General features: G+C 71.1%; 17 protein-coding genes. 9 read left to right on the top strand and 8 right to left on the bottom strand.

The features are described from left to right. Positions 1 to 43: 43 nt before the first annotated feature. Genes ACFKCF_RS11010 through ACFKCF_RS11030 form a run of 5 tightly spaced genes read right to left on the bottom strand, consistent with a single transcriptional unit; the run spans position 44 to position 5,524 of the window. A complete protein-coding gene (locus ACFKCF_RS11010) occupies positions 44 to 484 on the bottom strand; it encodes a hypothetical protein (protein WP_394492977.1) in 441 nt (146 codons plus the stop codon). After that, positions 379 to 1,821 (bottom strand): alpha-amylase family glycosyl hydrolase, encoded by a 1,443-nt coding sequence (locus tag ACFKCF_RS11015; RefSeq protein ID WP_394492880.1) that lies wholly within the window; start codon positions 1,819 to 1,821, stop codon positions 379 to 381. The genes ACFKCF_RS11010 and ACFKCF_RS11015 overlap by 106 nt, the downstream gene beginning before the upstream one ends. A gap of 15 nt (positions 1,822 to 1,836) precedes the next feature. Beyond that, the gene (locus tag ACFKCF_RS11020; RefSeq protein ID WP_394492881.1) at positions 1,837 to 2,676 is read right to left on the bottom strand and encodes a sugar ABC transporter permease; all 840 of its coding nucleotides are present in this window, start codon (positions 2,674 to 2,676) and stop codon (positions 1,837 to 1,839) included. After that, positions 2,673 to 4,241, bottom strand: coding sequence for an ABC transporter permease subunit (locus ACFKCF_RS11025; RefSeq protein WP_394492882.1), 1,569 nt, complete (start codon positions 4,239 to 4,241; stop codon positions 2,673 to 2,675). The genes ACFKCF_RS11020 and ACFKCF_RS11025 overlap by 4 nt, the downstream gene beginning before the upstream one ends. Before the next feature lie 2 nt (positions 4,242 to 4,243). Beyond that, positions 4,244 to 5,524, bottom strand: coding sequence for an extracellular solute-binding protein (locus ACFKCF_RS11030; protein WP_394492883.1), 1,281 nt, complete (start codon positions 5,522 to 5,524; stop codon positions 4,244 to 4,246). 301 nt (positions 5,525 to 5,825) lie between these two features. On the opposite strand from ACFKCF_RS11030, the gene ACFKCF_RS11035 reads away from it, so the two are divergent. The 3 genes from ACFKCF_RS11035 (at position 5,826) to ACFKCF_RS11045 (ending at position 9,609) form a co-directional block, all read left to right on the top strand. After that, positions 5,826 to 7,319, top strand: a complete 1,494-nt coding sequence (locus tag ACFKCF_RS11035) for a glycoside hydrolase family 13 protein (protein WP_394492884.1) — start codon at positions 5,826 to 5,828, stop codon at positions 7,317 to 7,319. Between the two features lie 78 nt (positions 7,320 to 7,397). Continuing rightward, positions 7,398 to 8,741 carry a sensor histidine kinase gene (locus ACFKCF_RS11040; RefSeq protein WP_394492885.1) on the top strand — a complete coding sequence of 448 codons (1,344 nt, stop codon included), beginning with the start codon at positions 7,398 to 7,400 and terminating at the stop codon, positions 8,739 to 8,741. Between the two features lie 46 nt (positions 8,742 to 8,787). Next, entirely contained in the window at positions 8,788 to 9,609 is an 822-nt protein-coding gene (locus tag ACFKCF_RS11045; RefSeq protein WP_394492886.1) for an SAM-dependent methyltransferase, read from the top strand. Here ACFKCF_RS11045 and ACFKCF_RS11050 read toward each other — a convergent pair. Then, positions 9,606 to 10,946, bottom strand: a complete 1,341-nt coding sequence (locus ACFKCF_RS11050; protein ID WP_394492887.1) for a cation:dicarboxylate symporter family transporter — start codon at positions 10,944 to 10,946, stop codon at positions 9,606 to 9,608. The two genes, ACFKCF_RS11045 and ACFKCF_RS11050, sit on opposite strands and share 4 nt — an antisense overlap. A 107-nt stretch (positions 10,947 to 11,053) precedes the next feature. Between ACFKCF_RS11050 and ACFKCF_RS11055 the strand changes: the two genes are divergently transcribed. The 5 genes from ACFKCF_RS11055 to ACFKCF_RS11075 all read left to right on the top strand — a co-directional run bounded on the left by ACFKCF_RS11055 (position 11,054) and on the right by ACFKCF_RS11075 (position 17,566). After that, positions 11,054 to 12,547 (top strand): ATP-binding protein, encoded by a 1,494-nt coding sequence (locus ACFKCF_RS11055; protein WP_394492888.1) that lies wholly within the window; start codon positions 11,054 to 11,056, stop codon positions 12,545 to 12,547. Further along, the gene (locus ACFKCF_RS11060; RefSeq protein WP_394492889.1) at positions 12,544 to 13,212 is read left to right on the top strand and encodes a response regulator; all 669 of its coding nucleotides are present in this window, start codon (positions 12,544 to 12,546) and stop codon (positions 13,210 to 13,212) included. The genes ACFKCF_RS11055 and ACFKCF_RS11060 overlap by 4 nt, the downstream gene beginning before the upstream one ends. A 73-nt stretch (positions 13,213 to 13,285) precedes the next feature. Further along, on the top strand, positions 13,286 to 15,322 hold the full coding sequence (locus ACFKCF_RS11065) for an N-acetylneuraminate synthase family protein (protein ID WP_394492890.1): 2,037 nt from the start codon (positions 13,286 to 13,288) through the stop codon (positions 15,320 to 15,322). A gap of 28 nt (positions 15,323 to 15,350) precedes the next feature. Next, positions 15,351 to 16,334 carry a glycosyltransferase family 2 protein gene (locus tag ACFKCF_RS11070; RefSeq protein ID WP_394492891.1) on the top strand — a complete coding sequence of 328 codons (984 nt, stop codon included), beginning with the start codon at positions 15,351 to 15,353 and terminating at the stop codon, positions 16,332 to 16,334. Further along, entirely contained in the window at positions 16,331 to 17,566 is a 1,236-nt protein-coding gene (locus ACFKCF_RS11075) for a polysialyltransferase family glycosyltransferase (RefSeq protein ID WP_394492892.1), read from the top strand. The genes ACFKCF_RS11070 and ACFKCF_RS11075 overlap by 4 nt, the downstream gene beginning before the upstream one ends. Before the next feature lie 202 nt (positions 17,567 to 17,768). Here ACFKCF_RS11075 and ACFKCF_RS11080 read toward each other — a convergent pair whose 3' ends face one another. Both ACFKCF_RS11080 and ACFKCF_RS11085 read right to left on the bottom strand, forming a co-directional pair. Then, a complete protein-coding gene (locus ACFKCF_RS11080) occupies positions 17,769 to 18,929 on the bottom strand; it encodes a DUF6716 putative glycosyltransferase (protein WP_394492978.1) in 1,161 nt (386 codons plus the stop codon). 2 nt (positions 18,930 to 18,931) lie between these two features. Continuing rightward, positions 18,932 to 19,876 carry a hypothetical protein gene (locus tag ACFKCF_RS11085; RefSeq protein WP_394492893.1) on the bottom strand — a complete coding sequence of 315 codons (945 nt, stop codon included), beginning with the start codon at positions 19,874 to 19,876 and terminating at the stop codon, positions 18,932 to 18,934. Positions 19,877 to 19,973: 97 nt separating this feature from the next. Here ACFKCF_RS11085 and ACFKCF_RS11090 point away from each other — a divergent pair, with 97 nt between their 5' ends. Continuing rightward, positions 19,974 to 20,795: an aldo/keto reductase gene (locus ACFKCF_RS11090; RefSeq protein WP_394492894.1), complete on the top strand. Its 822-nt coding sequence runs from the start codon at positions 19,974 to 19,976 to the stop codon at positions 20,793 to 20,795. Positions 20,796 to 20,801 lie beyond the last annotated feature (6 nt).

Below are 20,801 nucleotides of genomic sequence, written 5' to 3' on the forward strand. Positions count from 1 at the left end.
ACTATCGAGTTGGAGCGGAGGGGGGAAGCCTAACGTAGCGTGATCAGCGCGCGAGACGCCAGAGGCGCACCGAAGGCCCGTCACCGGGCAGCACGTCCCCGTCCTCGGCGTTGTAGAGGCCGCGGGCGTGGACGCCGAGGCGGAGCGGCGCTCCGGCCGCCCGCCGCACGCACACCAGGACCGACTCCGCGTACGTCTCCCGCGCGAAGACCAGGCAGTCGGCGTCGGCGTGCAGCCAGCGCAGGCCGCCGTGGCGCAGCGCGGGCTCGGCGCGGCGCAGCCCGAACAGCTCCCGGTAGGCCGCCAGCGTCGGGAGGTCCTGGTCGGCGGGCCGGTTCCAGGGCATCGGGGTGCGGGAGTGCTCGCCGTTCACCCCGGTCAGGCCGAACTCACTGCCCGCGAACACCATCGGCGTGCCCGGCAGCGTGGCCTGCAGGGCGAGCGCGAGCAGGTGGCGCTCGCGCGAGCCGGTGACGGTGCGGATGCGGGGCGAGTCGTGCGAGTCGAGCAGCTGCCAGGAGTGGACGAGCGAGCGCCACGACATGTGGGACGCGAACGACCGGAAGGTGGCCAGCGCGGCCGTCCCGTCGCCCCCCCCCCCTCCCCCCCACCGCCCGGCACGCCGAGGAAGTGGTCGAGGTCCAGCTCGGGCCCGCGCAGCCAGGCCCAGACGGGGCGGGTGAAGCCGCCGTAGTTCATGGTGCCGTGCCAGCCTTCGCGGTCGAGGTCGGCCGAGGCGTCGTGGTTGTGCTCGGCGATGAACGCGGCCTCGTGGCCCAGCTCGGCCCGCAGCAGGGCGGCGACCTCGTGGTTGTGGTCGTCGGCGGCGCGCCTGCCGGTCATGTTGGCCACGTCCACGCGCCAGCCGTCCAGCGGCCCGAGCCACTTCTTCAGCACGGCCCGCATGCGGGCGCGGACCAGCTCGCTGCCCCAGTTGAGCTTGGGCAGCGTCTTGACGCCCCACCAGGACTCGTAGTCGCCGGTGTCGCGGTCGAAGTAGAACATCTCGCGCTCGACCGCGTTCACGTCGGAGACGGCCGCGGTGAACCATTCGTGCGTGTCGCCGCAGTGGTTGGTGGTGATGTCGCCGAGCAGCCGCATGCCGCGCGCGTGCAGGGCGCCGGACAGGCGGTGCAGCGCCTCGTCGCCGCCGAGCAGCGGGTCGACGTGCTCGAAGGTGGAGGCGTTGTAGCGGTGGTTGGAGCGGGCGGGGAAGATCGGCGTCAGGTAGACGGTGTCGGCGCCGAGGCTCTGGATGTGGTCGAGCCGCTGGGCGACGCCGTCGAGGTCGCCGCCGTAGAACTGCCCCGAGGTGCCGGGGCCGGCGGGGATGACCGGGTCGAGGTCCCAGTCGCGCGGCAGCGCCCAGTCGGGCAGGTCGCGCATGGGCCGGGAGCGGTCGAAGCGGTCGGGGAAGATCTGGTAGACGATCGCGTCCGACATCCAGGAGGGCGGCGGCCGGTGGCACACGAGGCGGAAGTCGCCCGCGTCGGTCACGTCGTGGGTGACGAGCCCGGCCGCGGTCAGCCACGCCTGGCCGCCCCGCGTGGCGAGCAGGAACCGGTACGGGGTGACCGGGTTGACCGCGGTGATCTCGGCCCGCCACCACACGTCCGTGCCGCCGTACCCGCCGGCCTCCCGCCGCGACGGGTCCGGCGCCGCCTCGGCGTAACGCGGCTCGCCGTCGTGCACGGTACGCACGTGCACGCCCGTGATCCCGGCGGCCAGCGGCGCCCGCAGCCACAGCGTCACCCGCGAGCCGAGGGCGGGCTCCTGGTCGGAGACGTACAGAGCTGAGCCGTCGTGATGCGGCTCCCCCATGAAGCGCAAATGCACCTATCCCTTGACAGCCCCGGCGGTGAGCCCGGAGACGATGTACTTCTGCAACCAGAGGAACACACTCACCGTCGGAATCGCGGTAAGCAGCGTCGCCGCGGCGAACATGCCGAAGTTCGCGTTGCGGTGGTCGCCGGCGATCATCCCGTACATGCCGACGGCGAGGGTCTTGCTCTCGGGGTCGCGCAGGAACACGTTCGCCATGAGGAACTCGCTCATGGTGCCGATGAACGCCAGCAGCGCCGTGACCGCCAGGATCGGCGTGACCAGCGGCATGATGACCCGCCAGAAGATCTGCGCGTGCGTGGCCCCGTCCACGGTGGCGGCCTCGTCCAGCTCCTTCGGCACGGTGTCGAGGAAGCCCTTCATCAGCCAGGTGTTCACGCCGAGCGCGCCGCCGAGGTAGAGCAGCAGCAGCCCCCACGCGGTGTTGAACCCGAAGGGCGGATACAGCTCGGTCACCCTGGTGAAGATCATGAAGATCGTCACGATGGCCAGGAACTGCGGGAACATCTGGATCAGCAGCAGCGCCAGCAGCCCGACCCGGCGGCCCGCGAAGCGCATGCGGCTAAAGGCGTACGCGGCCAGCATCGACAGCAGCAGGCTCGCGAACGACGACACCAGCGCGATGAACACCGAGTTGAAGAACCACCGGCCGAAGGGGTAGCTGTCGGAGGTCAGCAGGTTGGCGAAGTTGGTCAGGCTGGCCCCGGTCGGCAGCAGGTCGGTGGAGGCCAGCGTGCCCATGGGGTTGATCGCGGCCGAGACCACGAACAGGATCGGGAAGAGCGCGAACGCGCACACGATCAGCACGAACACGTGCCGCAGGGCGAGCTTCACGCGTAGACCTCCTCCTGCTTGCGGGTACGGCGGAACGCCACGGCCGAGATGACGGCCACGATCGCGAAGATGAACACCGAGACCGCCGCCGCGAAGCCGAACTGCGCGCCGCCCGCGCCGAACGCCAGCCTGAAGGTGTAGGTGATCAGCAGGTCGGTGCCGCCCACCTGCGGGTTGTCGGCCGGGAACGGCCCGCCCTCGGTGGTGAGCGCGATCGCGTTGAAGTTGTTGAAGTTGTAGGCGAACGACGAGATCAGCAGCGGCGTGAGCGCGACCAGCAGCAGCGGCAGCGTCACCCGCCGGAACGCCTTCCACGGCGTGGCCCCGTCGATGGCCGCCGCCTCCGTCAGCTCGCGCGGGATGGCCTGCAGCGCGCCGGTGGTGACGAGGAACATGTACGGGAAGCCGAGCCAGAGGTTGACCAGGATCACCCCGAACCGGGCGGTCCCGGTCTCGCCCAGCCAGTCGACGTTGGCGCCGAGGAGCTGGTTGATCAGGCCGAAGTCGCGGTTGAACATGTCACGCCAGACCAGCAGCATGGCGAAGGCGGGCATCGCGTACGGCAGGATCAGCGCGATCCGGTAGAACCGGGTGCCGCGCATCCGCGGGTGGTGCAGCGCCAGCGCGACCGACATGCCGAGCGCGAACGTGCCGAGCACGGAGGCCAGCGCGAAGACCAGGTTCCAGCCGAACACCCCCGCGAAATATCCCGAGATAGTCGGATTTGTCAGCACTCGGGCGAAGTTGTCGAGCCCGACGCCGACCTGCCAGCCCTGCGCCAGGTGCTCGCCCTTGGCGTTGACGAAGAAGCCCTCGCTCTCGTCGGCCGTCCAGGTGTCACCGTTGCCGCGTACGCAGTCGCAGCCGGCGTCGTACACGAGCGCCGCCTTGCCCTCGACGGCCCGGCTGAGCCCGTTCGCCTTGATCACGCCGCCGCCGGTCGGCACGGCCAGCGCCGAGATCTGCTGCCCGCGGGCGGCGGCCTCGGGCGCCTTGAGCACGGTCAGCCCGGGGGCCGCCAGCACCTTGCCGGTGACCCCGACCTGGGCGCCCGCCAGCGGCGAGAGCCCCTTGGAGTCGCCCAGCCGCACCTGCTTGGTCTTCGGGTCGACCAGCAGGAACACCAGCTCGTCACCGCGCAGCGCGGCCGTCATGGCGTACTCGGGGGAGCCGGGCGTCTGCCGCACCGAGCCGGTCTCGATGGCGGTGACGGCGGCGGCCTTGTCGCCGCGGTGCCCGTCACCGAAGTTCGTGAACGCGGTGGTGACCGTGTAGACGACGGGGAACACCTGGAACGCGATCAGGAATACGGTGCCTGGGACCAGGTACTTGGCCGGGATGAAGCGGCGGGTCAGGTACAGGTAGGCGATGGCCGCGCTGACGGCGCACAGCAGCGCCAGCGAGACCCACGATTCGGCGGCGACCAGCGGCGGCACGGCGTAGACCAGGATCGCGGCGGCCACGGCCAGCACCGCGATCCTGCTCACCACGAACGCCGTGGTGATCTCCCGGCGGGGCCGTGGAGCAGCCTTGGGCTCCACGGCTTCGCGCACGTCGAGCGCCATGATCAGTGCTTGAGCGAGCCGTCGATGGCCTTCTGCGCCGCCGCGGCGGCCTTGGCCGCGTCGCCGCCCTTGACGACGGCGGTCTCGGCGATGCCGAACGGCTCCCAGATGGCCGCCATCTCGGGGATGGCCGGCATCGGCAGGCCGTCCTTGCCCGCCTCCATGAACTTGGCCGCGTCCGGGTCGCTCGCCTGGACCTCCTGGAGGGCGGCGGTCAGCGCCGGGGGCCGCGGGTCGGCCTCGTACAGCGCCTTCGCGACGTCCTTGTTGGTCACGTAGTTGGCGACGAACTCCTGGGCCAGGGCCTTGTTCTTGCCCTTGGAGGCCACGAAGAACGTCTGCACGCCGACGAACGGGGTGGCGGGCTTGCCGCCCTTGAACGGCGGGACGGCCGTGATGTCGTAGGTGATGCCGCCCTTCTTGACCTCGCTCATCGCCCACGGGCCGGAGATCAGGTAGGCGCACTTGCCGCCGGCGAAGTTCACGATGTAGTTCTCGTTGGTGATCGACGTGCGCAGCGCGCCGTCGCCCTTCTCGCCCAGGTCCTTGAGCTTGCCGAACGCCTTGACCGAGTCGGGCGAGCCGACCAGCACCTGCTTGGGGTCGGGGTCGCCGGTGGAGGTGGCGCCGAACAGCGCGCCGCCCGCGGAGGCGAAGATCGGGTAGACGTGGAAGGCGTCGCCCTTCTGGCCGACGGGGATGCAGAGCACCTCCTTGACCTTGCCGGCCGCCTTGAGCTCCTTGCCCTTGGCGATCATGTCCTCGATCGAGGCGGGCGCGTCGGGGGCGAGCTTGGTGTTGCGGATCAGGGCGATGTTCTCCACCGCGTACGGGGCGCCGTAGACCTGACCGTTGAACGTCACGGCCTGCATCGCCTTGGCCGAGAAGGCGGCCTTCTGCTCGTCGGTCAGCGTGACGGGGTCGATGGCGCCGTTCTGCACGAGGTTGCCGATCCAGTCGTGCGCGCCGATCATGATGTCGGGACCGCTGCCCTGCTGGGAGGCGGTGAGGAAGGTCGTCTGGTTGTCCTTGCTGATCTCCTTCACCTCGACGGTCACGCCGTTCTCGGTGCCGAACTGGTCGGCGAACGGCTTGAGCGGCTTGACGCGGCTGGGGTCGGCCCAGATCACGAGCGTGCCGCCGCTCTTGGCCGCCGGGGCAGAGGCGGACGCACCGGGTGCCGCCGGAGAAGCCGACTGGGAAGCCGGCTGGGATTCGCCGCACGCCGTGGCGGCGAACGCGAGGGTCGCAAGAGCGGCCACACCCAGAGCCCGCATGCGCATGGGACCTCCTGAGGTCACGCAGGAACGGCGACGCCACGCGAGCGCCGCCGGAAGAAAGCTCCAACGTTTCCGGGACGTTAGCGGCTCTTTGCAAGAATTGGAAGAACTTGCGAAAGAGCGTTACGTGATCCTCACTGAAGCCCGGGGGACGGGGTCCCGTCGAGGGAGGCCAGGTGAAGTACGGGCGGGTCAGGGTGACGTATGCAACTTTCCGCAAGTTGCGCTTGACCCTCGCCGAACGATCGCGACATCCTTCACCACAACATCAGTGGACATCTCGGGCATCCAGGGAAGGACAGCCATGCTGGGCAACGACGACTGGTGGCGTGACGCCGTCGTGTACCAGGTCTACCCGCGCAGCTTCGCCGACTCCGACGGCGACGGCATGGGCGACCTCGCCGGCGTGCGCGACCGCCTCGGCTATCTGGCCGATCTGGGCGTGGACGCCATCTGGCTGAGCCCCTTCTACACCTCCCCCATGGCCGACGGCGGCTACGACGTGGCCGACTACCGGGACGTGGACCCCATGTTCGGCAAGCTCGCCGACTTCGACGCCCTCGTCGCCGACGCCCACGACAAGGACATCAGGGTTATCGTGGACCTGGTGCCGAACCACTCCTCCGACCGGCACCCGTGGTTCCAGGCCGGGCTGCGCGAGCGCTACATCTTCCGCGACGAGCCCAACGACTGGGAGTCCATCTTCGGCGGCTCCGCCTGGACGCAGGTGGCGGACGGGCAGTGGTACCTGCACCTGTTCGCCCCCGAGCAGCCGGACCTCAACTGGGAGAACCCGGACGTGCGCGCCGAGTTCCGCGACATCCTGCGCTTCTGGCTCGACCGGGGCGTGGACGGCTTCAGGATCGACGTGGCGCACGGCATGATCAAGGCCGCCGGGCTGCCCGATGTGGGGCCGAAGGAGGGCCGCCAGGCCGAGATGCTCGGCGACGAGCAGCTGCCGTACTTCGACCAGGACGGCGTGCACGAGATCTACCGCGAGTGGCGGCCGATCCTCGACTCCTACCCCGGCGGCCGGATGGCGGTGGCCGAGGCGTGGGTGTCCTCCCCCGAGCGGCTGGCCCGCTACGTCGGGCCCGACGAGCTGCACCAGGCGTTCTCGTTCGAGTTCATGATGGCCGACTTCCACGCCAAGTCGTTCCGTACCGTCATCGAGAAGGCGCTGAAAGAGTCGGAGCTGGTCGGCGCGCCCACCACGTGGGTGCTGTCGAACCACGACAAGCCCCGCCACGTCACCCGCCACGGCGGGCTGGCCCGCGCCCGGGCGGCCACGCTGCTCATGCTGGCCCTGCCCGGCTCGGCCTACCTCTACAACGGCGAGGAGCTGGGCCTGCCCGAGGTGCTCGACCTGCCGGACGAGCTGCGCCAGGACCCGGCCTTCCGGCGCACCGGCGAGAGCCGCGACGGCTGCCGGGTGCCGATCCCGTGGACGGCCTCCGGCGACTTCGGCTGGCGCGACCCCTGGCTGCCGATCCCCGCCTCATGGGGGCCGCTGTCGGCCGAGGCCCAGGAGCACGACCCCGCCTCCACCCTGAACCTCTACCGCGCCGCGCTGAAGCTCCGCAAGGAGCACCCGGCGCTCGGCGGCGGCACCGTGACGTGGCTCGACTCCCCCAAGGACGTGCTGGCCATCGAGCGCGACCCGGGGCTGGTCGTGGTGCTCAACACGGGCGAGGAGCCGGTGCGGCTCGACCTGGGCGGCGAGGTGCTGCTGTCCAGCGGCCCGCTGGCCGAGGACGGGACCCTCCCGCCGGACACCGCGGTCTGGATCCAGCGCTGACCGGGTCCGACCCCGGGTTGGGGGAATCTTTCCCTTAACGCGGCAAATGTCGGTAATCACGCTCGGTAACCTCACAGGGTGCCACCCTGGTGGGCCAGATCCCTTCGCGGACGCGTCACCCTCATCGCGACGGCTGTAGCCGCCCTCGTGCTCATCCCCGTGGCCGTCGCCGGGGTGATCACCGCCAGGTCGCTGATGACGGCCAGCGTGTTCCGCGACACCAGGGACACGGCCGAGCGGATCGCGTACGAGATGCGCGGCGGCGCGCTGCCCATGGGCGCCGCCATCCCGGTGCCCAACCCGCCGGTGGACCTGATCCAGGTCGTCGGCCCCAACGGCCAGATCCTGGCCAGCAGCGACGCGGCCAGGAACCTGCCGCCGCTCACTGACATCCGCCCCACGCCCGAGAACCGGGTGGTCAGCGTGATGAACTGCCTGCCGACCGAGTGCATCCACGTCACGGCCGTCCGGGTGAGCCTGTTCGCCGACTCCCCCGTGGTCTACGCCGGTCGCAGCACGCCCGACCTGCTGGCCAACCGCGGCCTGGAGGTGGTGGTGTTCATCGAGGTCGGGATCCTGATCGGGCTGGCGTCGTGGGCCACGTGGCTGGTCACGGGGCGCGCGCTGCGGCCGGTGGCGACCATGCGGGCCGAACTGGACGCCGTCCACGCGGGCGACCTCAGCCGGCGCGTCACGCAGCCGCCGGGCGCGGACGAGGTGGCCCAGCTGGCCAAATCCGTCAACGGGACGCTGGCCCGGCTGGAGCGCTCGGCCCAGCAGCAGCGCCAGTTCGCCTCCGACGCCTCGCACGAGCTGCGCACCCCCATCGCGGGCCTGCGCGCCCAGCTGGAGAGCGCCCAGCTCTATCCCGACGACACCGACGTCGAGGCGCTGGTGGACAGCGCGCTGCGCGACACCGACCGCCTGGAGGCCATCATCACCGACCTGCTGCTGCTGGCCAGGATCGGCTCCCGGGTGGACGTGGTCAAGGAGCGGGTGGACCTCGCCGAGCTGGTACGCCAGGAGCTGTCCGTGCGCTGCGACAAGGTGCCCGTCCACGTGGACCTGGCCGAGGGGGTGGCGGTCGAGGGCGTACGGCTCCAGCTGGCCAGGGTGCTGACGAACCTGCTGGACAACGCCCAGCGCCACGCCGAGCACACGGTCCTGGTCGAGGTCCGCAGGGAGGGCGAGCACACGGCGCTGCTGGCGGTCGAGAACGACGGCGTGGAGATCGCCGAGGAGGACCGCGAGCGCATCTTCCAGCGCTTCACCCGCCTGGACGCCGCCCGCAGCCGCGACGCCGGCGGAACGGGTCTGGGCCTGGCCATCGCGCGCGACGTCGCGGTGGCCCACGGGGGGCAGATCACCGTCGAGGACCGCGTGGGCGGCGCGCGATTTGTGTTGAGACTTCCGGCCGTTTGACCACTTTTCGTAGATTTCCGGTGCTCAAGTCATAGATCATGGTGTCATGACGGAACAAGCGCCGCAGGGCGTCGACCCGCATATCCCTAACGCGGCGCGCATGTACGACTACTTCCTGGGTGGCAAGGACAATTTCCAAGCCGACAGGGATCTTGCCGAACTGGTCCTGAGGGCGGTCCCCGAGACCCGCGACGGCACCAGGGAGAACCGGGCGCTCATCGGCCGGTTCGTGCGTTACCTGTGCGAACAGGGCATCACGCAGTTCCTCGACCTCGGATCCGGGCTGCCGGCGCAGGAGAACGTGCACGAGGTCGCGCTCCGCCACACCCCCGACGCCCGCGTGGTCTACGTGGACAACGACCCGGTGGTGGCCGCGCACGGCAGGGCCCTGCTGGCCGATCCGGAACGGGTGGCCATGGTGCTGGGCGACGTGCGCCGGCCGGAGGAGATCCTGGCCAACCCCGAAGTGCGCGCGCTCCTTGACTTCGAGCGGCCGGTGGCCGTGTTGATGATGTTCATCCTGCATCTGGTCCCCGACGAGGACGACCCGAGCACCTTCGTGGCCGCCTACCGCGAGGCGATGGCGCCGGGCAGCTATCTGGCCATCTCCCACGTGGGCAGCGACGCCCACTCGGAGCTGACGGACCGGGTGGTCGAGTTCTACCAGCGGGCCAACATGCCGTTCAGGCCGCGACCCGGCAAGGAGATCGCGGCCTTCTTCGGTGATTTCGAGTTCATCCCGCCCGGCTACCTCGCCAACGGCATCGGGCCGGAGCTCGGGTGGCCGTACATCGATCGCGACATCCCGATCTTCCTCGACGCGGACATGTCGCGGATGGGCTACGCGGGCATCGCCCGCAAGCTCTAGACCTTCGACAGCTCCCGGTCGCCCGACTCGTCGGGTCCGGGGCGGTCGTCGCCCTCCTCCTCGTCCAGCAGCGTTGCCTCGTCGAACGGCGCGTTCCCGGCGAGCACCTGGTTGGCGCGCTCCCGGTCGAAGTCACCGGTCCAGACGGCGACGAGCACGGTGGCGACGGAGTTGCCGGCGAAGTTCGTCAGCGCCCTGGCCTCGGACATGAAGCGGTCGATGCCCACGATGAGGCCGACGCCGTCGACGAGCGCGGGCCGGTGCGCCTGCAGCCCGCCGGCCAGCGTGGCCAGACCGGCCCCGGTCACGCCCGCGGCGCCCTTGGAGGCGATCATCATGAACAGCAGCAGCGCGATCTGCTCGCCGAACTGCAGCGGCGCCCCGGTGGCCTCGGCGATGAACAGCGTGGCCATGGTCAGGTAGATCGCGGTGCCGTCGAGGTTGAAGGAGTAGCCGGTCGGCACCGTGATGCCCGCGACGGTCTTGCTCACGCCCAGGTGCTCCATCTTGGCGATGAGCCGGGGCAGCGCCGTCTCCGAGGAGGAGGTGGACAGGATGAGTAGGAACTCGCGGCCCAGGTACTTCAGCAGCGACCACAGGTTGATCCGGGCGACCAGCCACAGGATCGAGCCGAGCACGACGCCGACGAACAGCAGGCAGGTGATGTAGAAGGCGATCATGATGATCGCCAGGCTCTTGAGCGCCTCCAGCCCGGTCTCCCCCACGACCGCGGCGATCGCGCCGAACGCGCCGACGGGCGCGGCCCACATGATCATGGCGAGGATGCGGAACGTCAGCCGCTGGAAGTGCTCGATGGTGCGCAGGATCGGCTCGCCCTTGGCGCCCATGGCCTGGATCGCGAACCCGGCCAGCAGCGCCACGAGCAGCGCCTGCAGCACCGAGCCGCTGGTGAGCGAGGACACCAGCGTCTTCGGGATGATGCCGAGCAGGAAGTCGACCGTGGTGGACTCGCCGCCCTTGGCCGCCTGCGCCTCCGCGGCCTGCTTGGCCGCGTCGCTGAGGTGCAGCCCCGAGCCCGGATCGATGACGTTGCCGACCAGCAGGCCGATGAGCAGGGCTACCGTGGACATGACGATGAAGTAGCCGAGCGCGAGGCCGCCGACCTTGCCGACCTTGGCCGCCTGGCGCACCGAGCCGATACCCAGCACGATCGTGCAGAAAATGATCGGCCCGATCACCATCTGGATGAGCGCCACGAAGCCGGTGCCGAGCGGTTTGAGCTCCTTGCCCACGTCCGGCCAGACGAATCCGACCAGGATGCCGAGTAGGACCGCCCCGATGACGGCCAGGTAGAGGTAGCGAGTGCGATCACGCATGGGAGGCTCTCCAGCGAGGATGGAATGACCTTCTAGACGCCCGAGTATGCCCCTCACAGTGACATAGGTCACCATTGAGTAAGTTTCGTTCACAGGGGTGATGTCAGATGCGGCGCTGGAGCCTGGCGGGCCAGATGCTGGTCCTGCAGCTGCTCGTGGTCGCCGTCACGGTGGCGGGCCTGGCGGTGCTCGCGCTCGTGCAGGCGCATGAGCTGCTCACCGACGAGGCGAGCAGCAAGGCCAGGGCCGTCGCGGTGAGCGTGGCGGCCTCGCCCAGCGTGCTGGAGGCCCTCGACGGCCCCGACCCGTCCGCGCGGCTGCAGCCGTACGCCGAGCAGGTACGCCACCAGACGGGCGTCGACTTCATCACCATCATGAAACCGGACGGCACCCGCTACACCCACCCGAACCCCGCCGAGATCGGCAAGCACTACCTCGGCCACACCGAGCGGGCGCTGGCGGGCGAGACGTTCACCGAGACCTACACCGGCACGCTCGGCGAGTCCAGGCGGGTGGTCACCCCCGTCATGTCGGGCGGCCGGGTTCGGGCGCTGGTCAGTGCCGGCATCAAGATCGAGAAGATCAGCGCCAGGGTGCGCGACCAGTTCGCCTGGGGCGGCCTCATCGTCGCGCTCGCGCTCTCGCTGGGCGCCGCCGGCACGTGGCTGGTCACCGCGCGGCTGCGCCGCCAGACGCACGGCCTCGGCCCGGTGGAGCTCGGCCGCATCCACGAGCACCACGACGCCGTCCTGCACGCCGTCCGGGAGGGCCTGCTGCTGGTGGGCAAGGACGGCACGCTGACCCTGTGCAACGACGCCGCCAGAATGCTGCTCGGCCTGCCCCCCGACGCCGAAGGGCGGCACGTGGACGAACTCGGCCTCTCGGCGATGCTGGCCGGCGACGACGAGCGCGTCCACCTGGTCGGCGACCGCGTCCTCGCGGTCAACAGCGCCGCCAGCCGGCTCGGCACCGTCGTGACCGTGCGCGACCACACCGAGCTCCAGGCGCTGACCGGGCAGCTCGACGCCGAGCGCGACTTCGCCGACTCGCTGCGCTCGGCCGCCCACGAGGCCGCCAACCGGCTGCACACCGTCATCACGCTGGTGGAGCTGGGCCGTACCGAACAGGCCGTGGCACTCGGCACGGCGGAGCTGCGCGCCGCGCAGGAGCTGACCGACCGGGTGGTCGGCGCGGTGCGCGAGCCGGTGCTCGCCGCGCTGCTGCTCGGCAAGAGCGCCGAGGCGGCCGAACGCGGCGCCGAACTCGTGATCAGCCAGGACAGCGAGCTCGACGACCTGGGCCTCGACCCGCGCGAGCTCGTCACGATCGTGGGCAACCTGATCGACAACGCCATCGACGCGGCCTCCCGGGTGGAGGTCCACCTCAGCGCCGGCGGCGGCGAGGTCCTCATCAGGGTCGCCGACAACGGCCCCGGGCTCGCCGACCCGCAGGCGTTCGCGAAAGGCTGGACCACCAAGGGCGACGGGCGCGGGCTGGGCCTGGCGCTCGTGGGGCAGGCGGTGCGGCGGCTGGGCGGCACCATCGACGTGGAGGGCTCGGTGTTCACCGTGCGGCTGCCGGTGCCGGAGCGGGTGCGATGACCATTTCCGTGCTCGTCGTGGAGGACGAGGAGATCACGGCCGAGGCCAACCGCATCTACATCGAGCGGACGCCGGGCTTCGAGGTGGCCGGGGTGGTCAGGTCCGGCGGCGAGGCCCTGCGGTTCCTGCGCGGCAAGCCCGTGGACCTCGTCCTGCTCGACCTGTACCTGCCGGACATGCACGGGCTGGAGGTGTGCCGGGCGATCCGCGCGGGCGGGCTCATGTGCGACGTGATCGCCGTCACCTCGGCCCGCGACCTGGCCATGGTGCGCACGGCGGTCTCCCTCGGCATCTCCCAGTACCTGCTCAAACCGTTCACCTACGCGACACTCTCCGAAAAGCTGACGCGTTACGCCCGGTTCAAGGACGAGGCGGGCCTGGCCGTCGGGCAGGGCGACGTGGACCGGGTCCTCGGCACCCTCAGAGGCAGCTCGGAGCTGCCGAAGGGCATGGCGCGCGACACCCTCGACACGGTCGCCGCCAAGCTGCGCGACAGCCCCGAGGGCATGGCGGCCCAAGCCGTCGCCGACGCGATCGGAGTGTCCCGCGTGACGGCCCGCCGCTACCTGGAATACCTGGTCGAGCTGGGAGTGGCGGCCCGCATCCCGCAATACGGCGGAGTCGGCCGGCCAGAACTCCTCTACCGGATCCCCATGGAAAGTTAATGACGGTGACGCTGGCCGTTCAATCCGGACCTCTAGCTTCTGGGTGCAGTCCGATGCACTGAGGAGACAGATCTTGCGAGTCCTGGCCGTAGTTCCCGCCCGCGGAGGTTCGGCGGGCGTACCCCTGAAGAACCTCGCCCTGGTCGGCGGCGTCCCGCTGGTCACCCGAGCGGTACGGGCCTGCCTGCGGGCCGAGCTCGTGGACCAGGTCGTGGTCAGCACCGACCACGCGGGCATCGCCGAGACCGCCCGCGAGGCGGGGGCGACCGTCGTGGACCGGCCCGAGGAGCTGAGCGGCGCGACCGCCTCCAGCGAGTCCGCGGTCCTGCACGCGCTCGACACGCTCGGCGCGGACCCCGAGGTCGTCGTGCTGGTGCAGTGCACCAGCGCGTTCATCGACCCGAAGGACCTGTCGGAGGCGGTGCGCAAGGTGCTGGACGGCGAGGCCGACTCGGTGGTGTCGGGGCTGCCGACGCACGAGTTCCTGTGGACCGCCGCCGGAGCCGGCATCAACCACGACCCGGCCGTCCGGCCCCGCCGGCAGGACCGCGAGGCCCAGTTCCGCGAGAACGGCGCCTTCTACGTCATGCGCGCCTCCGGCCTGCGCGAGCACGGCCACCGCTTCTTCGGCCAGGTCGCCGTCCAGCCGGTGCCGCCGCGGCACGCCGTCGAGATCGACAACCCGGAGGACCTGGAGCTGGTGCGCGCGCTCGCCCCGTTCATCGACGAGCCCGAGCCGATCGACGTGGACGCCGTCATCACCGACTTCGACGGAGTCCACACCGACGACCGCGCCTACGTCGACTCCGACGGCCGCGAGATGGTGCTCGTCAGCCGCTCCGACGGGATGGGCATCTCGCTGCTGAAGCGGTCCGGGGTGAAGGTGCTGGTCATGTCCACCGAGCACAACCCGGTGGTGGCCGCCCGCGCCCGCAAGCTCGGCGTCCCCGTGCTGCAGGGCCTGGCCGAGAAGCGGATCGTGCTGCGCGACTGGCTGACCATCGAGGGCCTCGACCCCGCCCGCGTCGCCTACGTCGGCAACGACGTCAACGACCTGGGCCCGATGGCCGAGGTCGGCTGGCCCATCGCCACCCCCGACGCCCACCCGCGCGTGCGCGCCGCCGCCAGGGTCGTGCTGACCAGGGCCGGCGGGTCCGGCGCCGTGCGCGAGCTGTGCGACCGCGTCGTGGCCGCCCGGCCCGAGGCTCCGGTGATCGAGGTGAAGGAGCGCCCCAAGCTCGGCCCCGTCGCCATCGGCGACGTCCTGGTCGGCGACGGCGAGCCCGTGTACGTGATCGGCGAGATCGGCATCAACCACAACGGCGACCTCGACATCGCCCGCCGCCTCATCGACGTGGCGGCCGACGCCGGCTGCCAGGCGGTCAAGTTCCAGAAGCGCACCCCCGCGATCTGCGTGCCCGAGGAGCAGAAGGGCCAGATCAGGCAGACGCCGTGGGGCGAGATGACGTACCTGGAGTACAAGGAGCGGACCGAGTTCGGCTACGACGAGTACCGGCAGATCGCGAAATACTGCGACGAGCGCGGCCTGCACTGGTTCGCCTCGCCGTGGGACGTGCCCTCCGTGGAGTTCCTGGAGGAGATGGACGTCCTGGTCCACAAGGTGGCCTCGGCCAGCGTCGCCGACCACGAGCTGCTGCGGGTCCTGGCCGCCACCGGCAAGCCGATCATCCTGTCCACCGGCATGTCCACGCTGTCAGAGATCGACGCGGCCGTCGAGATCCTCGGCACCGACAAGCTGATCATGATGCACGCGACGTCCACGTACCCGCTGCCGCCGGAAGAGGCGAACCTGCGCACGATCACCACGCTCAAGGAGCGCTACGGCGTGCCCGTCGGCTACTCCGGCCACGAGCGCGGCCTGCAGATCTCCCTGGCCGCGGTCACGCTCGGCGCGGTCACCGTGGAGCGGCACATCACGCTCGACCGGACCATGTGGGGCTCCGACCACGCCGCCTCGCTGGAGCCGGCCGGCCTCGAGCACCTCGTCCGTGACATCCGCATCATCGAGCAGGCCATGGGCGACGGCGTCAAGCGCGTCTTCCCCGGCGAGGAGGCCCCCAAGGCCCGCCTGCGCCGGGTGACCGTCTGACCTCGTCCGCACTCTGGAGAAACCACTCTTGATCACTCTCTCGGTCGTCGTGCCGGTGCTGAACGGCGAGCGGTACATCGCCGACGCGCTGTCCTCGCTCTGCCGCAACGCACGGCACGACTTCGAGTTCATCGTCGTGAACGACGGGTCCGTGGACGCCACCGGGGACATCGTCGAGGACTTCACCCGCGACCTGCCCGGGCTGACCATGCTGCGCAACCCGGCCCCCGCCGGGCTGGCCGACGCCCGCAACACGGGCCTGTCGGCCGCCTCCGGCCGGTACGTCACGTTCATGGACGCCGACGACTGGCTCGCCCCCGGCTACCTGGCACGGCTCGTCGAGGCCATCGACGGGCTCGGCTGCGACTTCGTACGCGCCGACCACGTGCAGGTCGAGGGCCGCAAACGGGTCGTGCACCGCGCCCCCATGGCACGACGGGGCGTGGTGCTCGACCCACGGGAGGCGATCCTGCCAGCCGGCACGCGGACCATGGTCGACTACCCGTACGCGTGGGCCGGGATCTACCGGCGCTCCCTGCGCGACCTGCTGCACTTCCCCGGCTCCCTGCACACCGCCGAGGACCGGCCGTGGATCTGGCGCCTGCACCGGGAGGCCGCCACGTTCGCGGTGGTGTCGCTGGCCGGGGTGTTCTACCGCCGCCTGGTGTCCGGGTCGCTGACCCAGGTCGGCGACGAGCGCCAGCTGCACTTCTTCGACGCGTTCGACCTGGTGTTCAAGGATCTCGAGCCGGAGTTCCTGCCCAAGGCGGTGCGGAACTTCTGCGCGCTGCTCGCCCACCACCTGGAGATCGCCGACCGGTTCACCCCGGCGCTGCGCTCCCGCTTCGAGGAGCGCGGCGCCCACATGGTGCGCGCCCTGCCCGCCGAGCTGGTGTCGGAGTCGGTGGCGCGCATGTCCGTCGAACGCGAGACCACGCTGCGGGCCCTCGTGCCCGACCTGCCGCCCAGCCCGCACGTCCGGGTCCGCCGCGACCGGGAGGAGACGTCGTGAAGGTCTTCTACGCCTCGACGCTGTTCGGCGCGATGTCGCTGGCCGCCGCCATCGACGACGGCCGCTTCGGCGACGGGCGCCGCGTCCTGATCGTGTCGAACAACGCGGCCATCCCCGAGGTGACGGCGCCGCTCGACAGGTCGCCCGGCTTCGCCGTCCTGCGCTCGCGCTTCGACGCGGTGCACTCCTGGAACGACCTCATCGCGCCGCTGCACCCCTCCGACTGGCGCGCCCGCGTCATCGAGGTGCCGATGACGGAGCGTCTCATCCGCTCCGTCTGGGGGCTGGACGGGGTCGAGGAGCTGGTGCTGGAGTCCATCGCCGTGCCCCCGGCGCGGACCATCGCCGGGCTGGTGCGCGACTGCCCGATCACCGTCTACTCCGACGGCCTGATGAGCTACGGCCCCACCCGCGACCCGTTGCCGGCCGAGATCTTCCGCCGCATCGGGCGCCTGTTCCACCTGGACCTCGTGCCGGGCCTGACCCCGCTGCTGCTCAGCGAGTACGACGTCGCGCCCTCGATCCTGCCGGACGAGCGGTTCATGTCGATCGTGCACGAGGTCACCGCCACCGCTCCCGACATGATGCCCGGGCAGGCGATGATCCTCGGCCAGTACCTGTCGGCCCTGGAGATCGTCACCCCGGAGGAGGAGGCGGCGCTGCACGAGACGATGCTCAAGGCCCTGGCCGCCCGCGGCCACACCGACATCGTCTTCAAGCCGCACCCGGCCGCCGGGCGGCGCCACGCCCAGCTCCTGCGGGCCGCGGCCGAGCCCCTGGGCGTGCGGCTGTCGGTGGCCTCGGAGAGCGTGCCCGCCGAGGTGTGCTTCGCGGCGCTGCGGCCCGAGCTGGTCGTCAGCTGCTTCTCGACCGGGCTGCTGACCGCGCAGCGCTACTTCGGGCTCCAGGTGGCCTCGTACGGCACGGAGCTGGTGCTCGACCGGCTGGCGCCGTACGAGAACAGCAACCGGATCCCGGTCACGATCGTGGACGCGCTGCTGCCCCGGCTGTCGCCGGACGGCGGCATCGAGCACCCGGTGGCGGTGGACCTGCGCGGGCTCGTCCGGGCCGTGGGCTACTGCATGCAGGCCGAGACGTATCCGGAGCTGCGGCCGGCGAGCATCGAGTTCGACGCCCGCTACTTCAAGCGCAAGCGCCTGGAGACCCTCGGCCTGGTCGCCCGCCCCACGGCGCTCACCCGGCTGCGCCGGAAGATCCGCTCGGCGATCTGACACCCGCTCCCCCTGACGGCCGCAACCCCGAATCCGGGGTTGCGGCCATTCGGCGCGGGGTGCCGGCGGTGCCACCCCACCCAACGCCCGCCACGGCACCCCCGCCATCGCGCCGCGCCCCCGCGCCCTTACCAAGGGAAAGGGGGCTCCAGGAACGTGGGCGAGGGCGAGCGTGCCCTCAGCGGCTCAGGTGGGGCGGCGGTCAGCCGAGGGCCTTGAGGTAGCGGCGCATGCGGCGCTTGGCCCGGTAGCCGGCCCGCAGCATCGAGGGATGCACCTCCACCCGCAGCCGGGCCCGCCGCCGCGCCGCCGCGTGCTCCGGCCCGTCAAGCAGCGATCGGGCCGGTACGCGCGACCCGGCCGCCACCAGCCCGGCCAGCCGCCCGGCCCAGTCGTTGCGGGCCGGCGGGTGGAAGTAGTTGGCCTCGCACCACTCGGGAGAGGCCGTCCGGAAGCCGCCCTTCGCCAGGTCGTCGAGCGTGCCCAGCAGCCCGCTGCCCTCGAACACCAGGTTGATCATCTCGGCGCTGACGCCGAAGTCCTCCAGCACCAGCGACGGCACGCCCAGCGCGATCGCCTCCAGCGCCGCCGTCGAGCTCACCGTGACGAACCCGGCCGACCGCTCGAGCTGGTCGTGCATCGACCCCGCCGCGAACTCCAGCCGCCCCGGTTCCCCCATCTCCCGCCACAGCCGCTGGTAGTGGTGACGCTCGTTGTGCGTCTGCCGCTCGTCCTCGAGAGCCCGCAGCTTGACCACCACGTCCAGCTCGGGCCGCAGCCGGGCCAGCTCCGCCAGGGCCAGCAGGATCCGCTCGCGGTCCGGGCGCTCCCGCGGCACCTTGGCCTGGGTGGCGAACACGACCCGGTTCCCGCCCCCGGCGACCACGCCGGAGCGCAGGAACGGCAGCCTGGCCAGCCCCACCGCCCCGCCCCCGCCGAGCCGGCCGGCGATCTCGGAGAACTCGGCCACCTCACGCTCGCTGTGCACCACGAACAGGTCGCACCCGCTGCGGAACAGCCACGCCTTCTCCGTCGCCGGCACCGAGATGCCCGGCAGCCCGCTCACGAACACCGGTCGCGGCCGCAGGTCGCCGAGCACGTCGGCCACCAGCACGTCCACCACCGGGCCCGTGCAGGCCACGAGCACCACGTCCGGGCGCGTGCGCTCGGCCAGCCGCCGCACGGACCGCGCCGACACCACCGGCGGCGGCTCCAGGCCGCCCACGGCGGCGGCGATCTGCTCCGGCGAGGGCGCGATCGGCGTGCGCACCACCACCAGCTCCGCCGTTCCGCCGGGGGGAAGGTCGCCGAGTAGGCAGGCCGCCCACTTCAGATACGAGTCGGAGTCGGCGACCGCCAACACTTTCAACCGGACACTCCTGTCAGATGCGAGCGAAGGGCGGGGGCCGCCCTGCTGGTCCACCAGTCGTCAGGAACGTCCACGGGCTCCACGGCGACACCGCGCGGGCTGAGCAGCACCCGCAGCGAGGTGATCGCGGTCGAGGGCAGGCTGAGCACCCGCTGGCCCGGGTCCAGGCCGCGCAGCGTCAGCTCGGCCGGCGCGCCCACGTCGTGCACGGTGATGCCGGGGCGCTCCCGGATCAGGGCCACGTCCACGGGGTCCTCTCGGCGGTGCGGGTAGTACGCGAGCGGCTCCTGGGCCGCCAGGTCCGTCAGCCAGCGCAGGTAGTGGTCGCGGTGCACGAGCCCGTTCCGGACGAGCGAGGTGCCGAGGACGACCGTGCGCTCGGCGGGCCCCTCCGCGCTGGGCGGCTGGGCGCGCAGCCAGGCGAACTGGTGGCGTACCACGTCGATCCCGGCCCGCCGTACCCCGTCCTCCAGGGCCTCGTCCACGGGCAGGGCGGTGAAGACCGACACGTCGCTCAGGCGCAGCCGCAGCGCGGCCGCCAGGCCCAGCGCCGAGCGGAGCCGGGTCGACCGGGCCCTGGCCCGCAGCAGCGGCCGGTACGGCCCCGCGGCCAGCAGTTCCAGCAGCCGGAGCGTGGCCAGCCCGTCGTCCACGATCACGATGCGGCCGGGACGCGAGGTGAGCCAGCGCAGCTGCACCCTGCCGGAGAAGGCGTCGCCGACGGCCTGCACGCGCCTGGGCATGCGCTCACGCGGCTCTGCCAGCTCAAGGCCGTCGGGCAGCCCGAGAGACCTCAGCTCCCGGCGCGTGGCCTTCAACGGTCGCAGGCCTGCGCGCGGCACGACCACCGTCTCGGGGCCGAGCACGCCCGCGTAATGGGCCTCGACGGCGCACAGCATCTGGAGCGGTGACTCCACCCAGGCCGACGCCTGTTCGACCACTCCTGTCCTCCCAGCCGGGTGATGGCCCGTTCACGACCGCTTCAAGCTAGCCCCGCCGCCTTAAGCCACCAGAAACGCGACGTGAACAATGGAGGGTATGAACTCGCTCATGCTCAACACCGACGGCGTGCAGATCCCGCAGCTCGGCTACGGCGTCTGGCAGGTCCCCGCCGACGAGGCCGCACAGGCCGTCGCCACCGCGCTCAAAGCCGGTTACCGGCACGTGGACACCGCCTCCGCGTACGGCAACGAAGAGGGCGTGGGGCAGGCCGTGCGCGAAGCTGAGCTGCCGCGCCGGAAGCTGTTCGTGACCACCAAGCTGTGGAATGCCGACCACGGCCGCGCGGAGGCGGCCTTCGACGAGTCCCTGGCCCGGCTCGGCCTCGACTACATCGATCTCTTCCTCATCCACTGGCCGGTGCCGCAGCAGGACAAGTACGTGCAGGCGTGGAAGGCGCTCGAGAAGATCTACCGTGACGGGCGCGTCAAGGCCATCGGCACCTCCAACTTCGGCATCGCCCACCTCACCCGCCTCATGAACGAGACCGACATCGTGCCCTCGATCAACCAGATCGAGCTGCACCCGTACCTCCAGCAGCGCGAGATGCGCGCCTTCCATGAGGCCAACGGCATCCTCACCGAGGCGTGGAGCCCGCTCGGCCAGGGCCAGGGCCTGCTGAACGACCCGGCGCTGGCCAAGCTGTCGGACAAGTGCGGCAAGACGCCCGCGCAGATCGTGCTGCGCTGGCACCTGCAGCTCGGCCACGTCGCGATCCCCAAGTCGGTCACCCCGGCGCGCATCGCCGAGAACATCGGCGTCTTCGACTTCATCCTCGACGCCGAGGACATGGCCGCCATCGGCGCGATGAACAGGGGCCAGCGGATCGGACCCGACCCCGACACGTTCAACATGACCTGACTCGTC

The sequence above is a fragment of the Nonomuraea sp. JJY05 genome, assembly GCF_043496855.1.
In the GTDB taxonomy this organism is placed as follows: Bacteria; Actinomycetota; Actinomycetes; order Streptosporangiales; family Streptosporangiaceae; genus Nonomuraea.

Bases quoted from the DNA above. Each gene is read 5' to 3' on its own strand.
- ACFKCF_RS11015 (WP_394492880.1), bottom strand. From the start codon at position 1,821: ATGGGGGAGCCGCATCACGACGGCTCAGCTCTGTACGTCTCCGACCAG.
- ACFKCF_RS11025 (WP_394492882.1), bottom strand. From the start codon at position 4,241: ATGGCGCTCGACGTGCGCGAAGCCGTGGAGCCCAAGGCTGCTCCACGG.
- ACFKCF_RS11030 (WP_394492883.1), bottom strand. From the start codon at position 5,524: ATGCGCATGCGGGCTCTGGGTGTGGCCGCTCTTGCGACCCTCGCGTTC.
- ACFKCF_RS11035 (WP_394492884.1), top strand. From the start codon at position 5,826: ATGCTGGGCAACGACGACTGGTGGCGTGACGCCGTCGTGTACCAGGTC.
- ACFKCF_RS11045 (WP_394492886.1), top strand. From the start codon at position 8,788: ATGACGGAACAAGCGCCGCAGGGCGTCGACCCGCATATCCCTAACGCG.
- ACFKCF_RS11050 (WP_394492887.1), bottom strand. From the start codon at position 10,946: ATGCGTGATCGCACTCGCTACCTCTACCTGGCCGTCATCGGGGCGGTC.
- ACFKCF_RS11055 (WP_394492888.1), top strand. From the start codon at position 11,054: ATGCGGCGCTGGAGCCTGGCGGGCCAGATGCTGGTCCTGCAGCTGCTC.
- ACFKCF_RS11060 (WP_394492889.1), top strand. From the start codon at position 12,544: ATGACCATTTCCGTGCTCGTCGTGGAGGACGAGGAGATCACGGCCGAG.
- ACFKCF_RS11090 (WP_394492894.1), top strand. From the start codon at position 19,974: ATGAACTCGCTCATGCTCAACACCGACGGCGTGCAGATCCCGCAGCTC.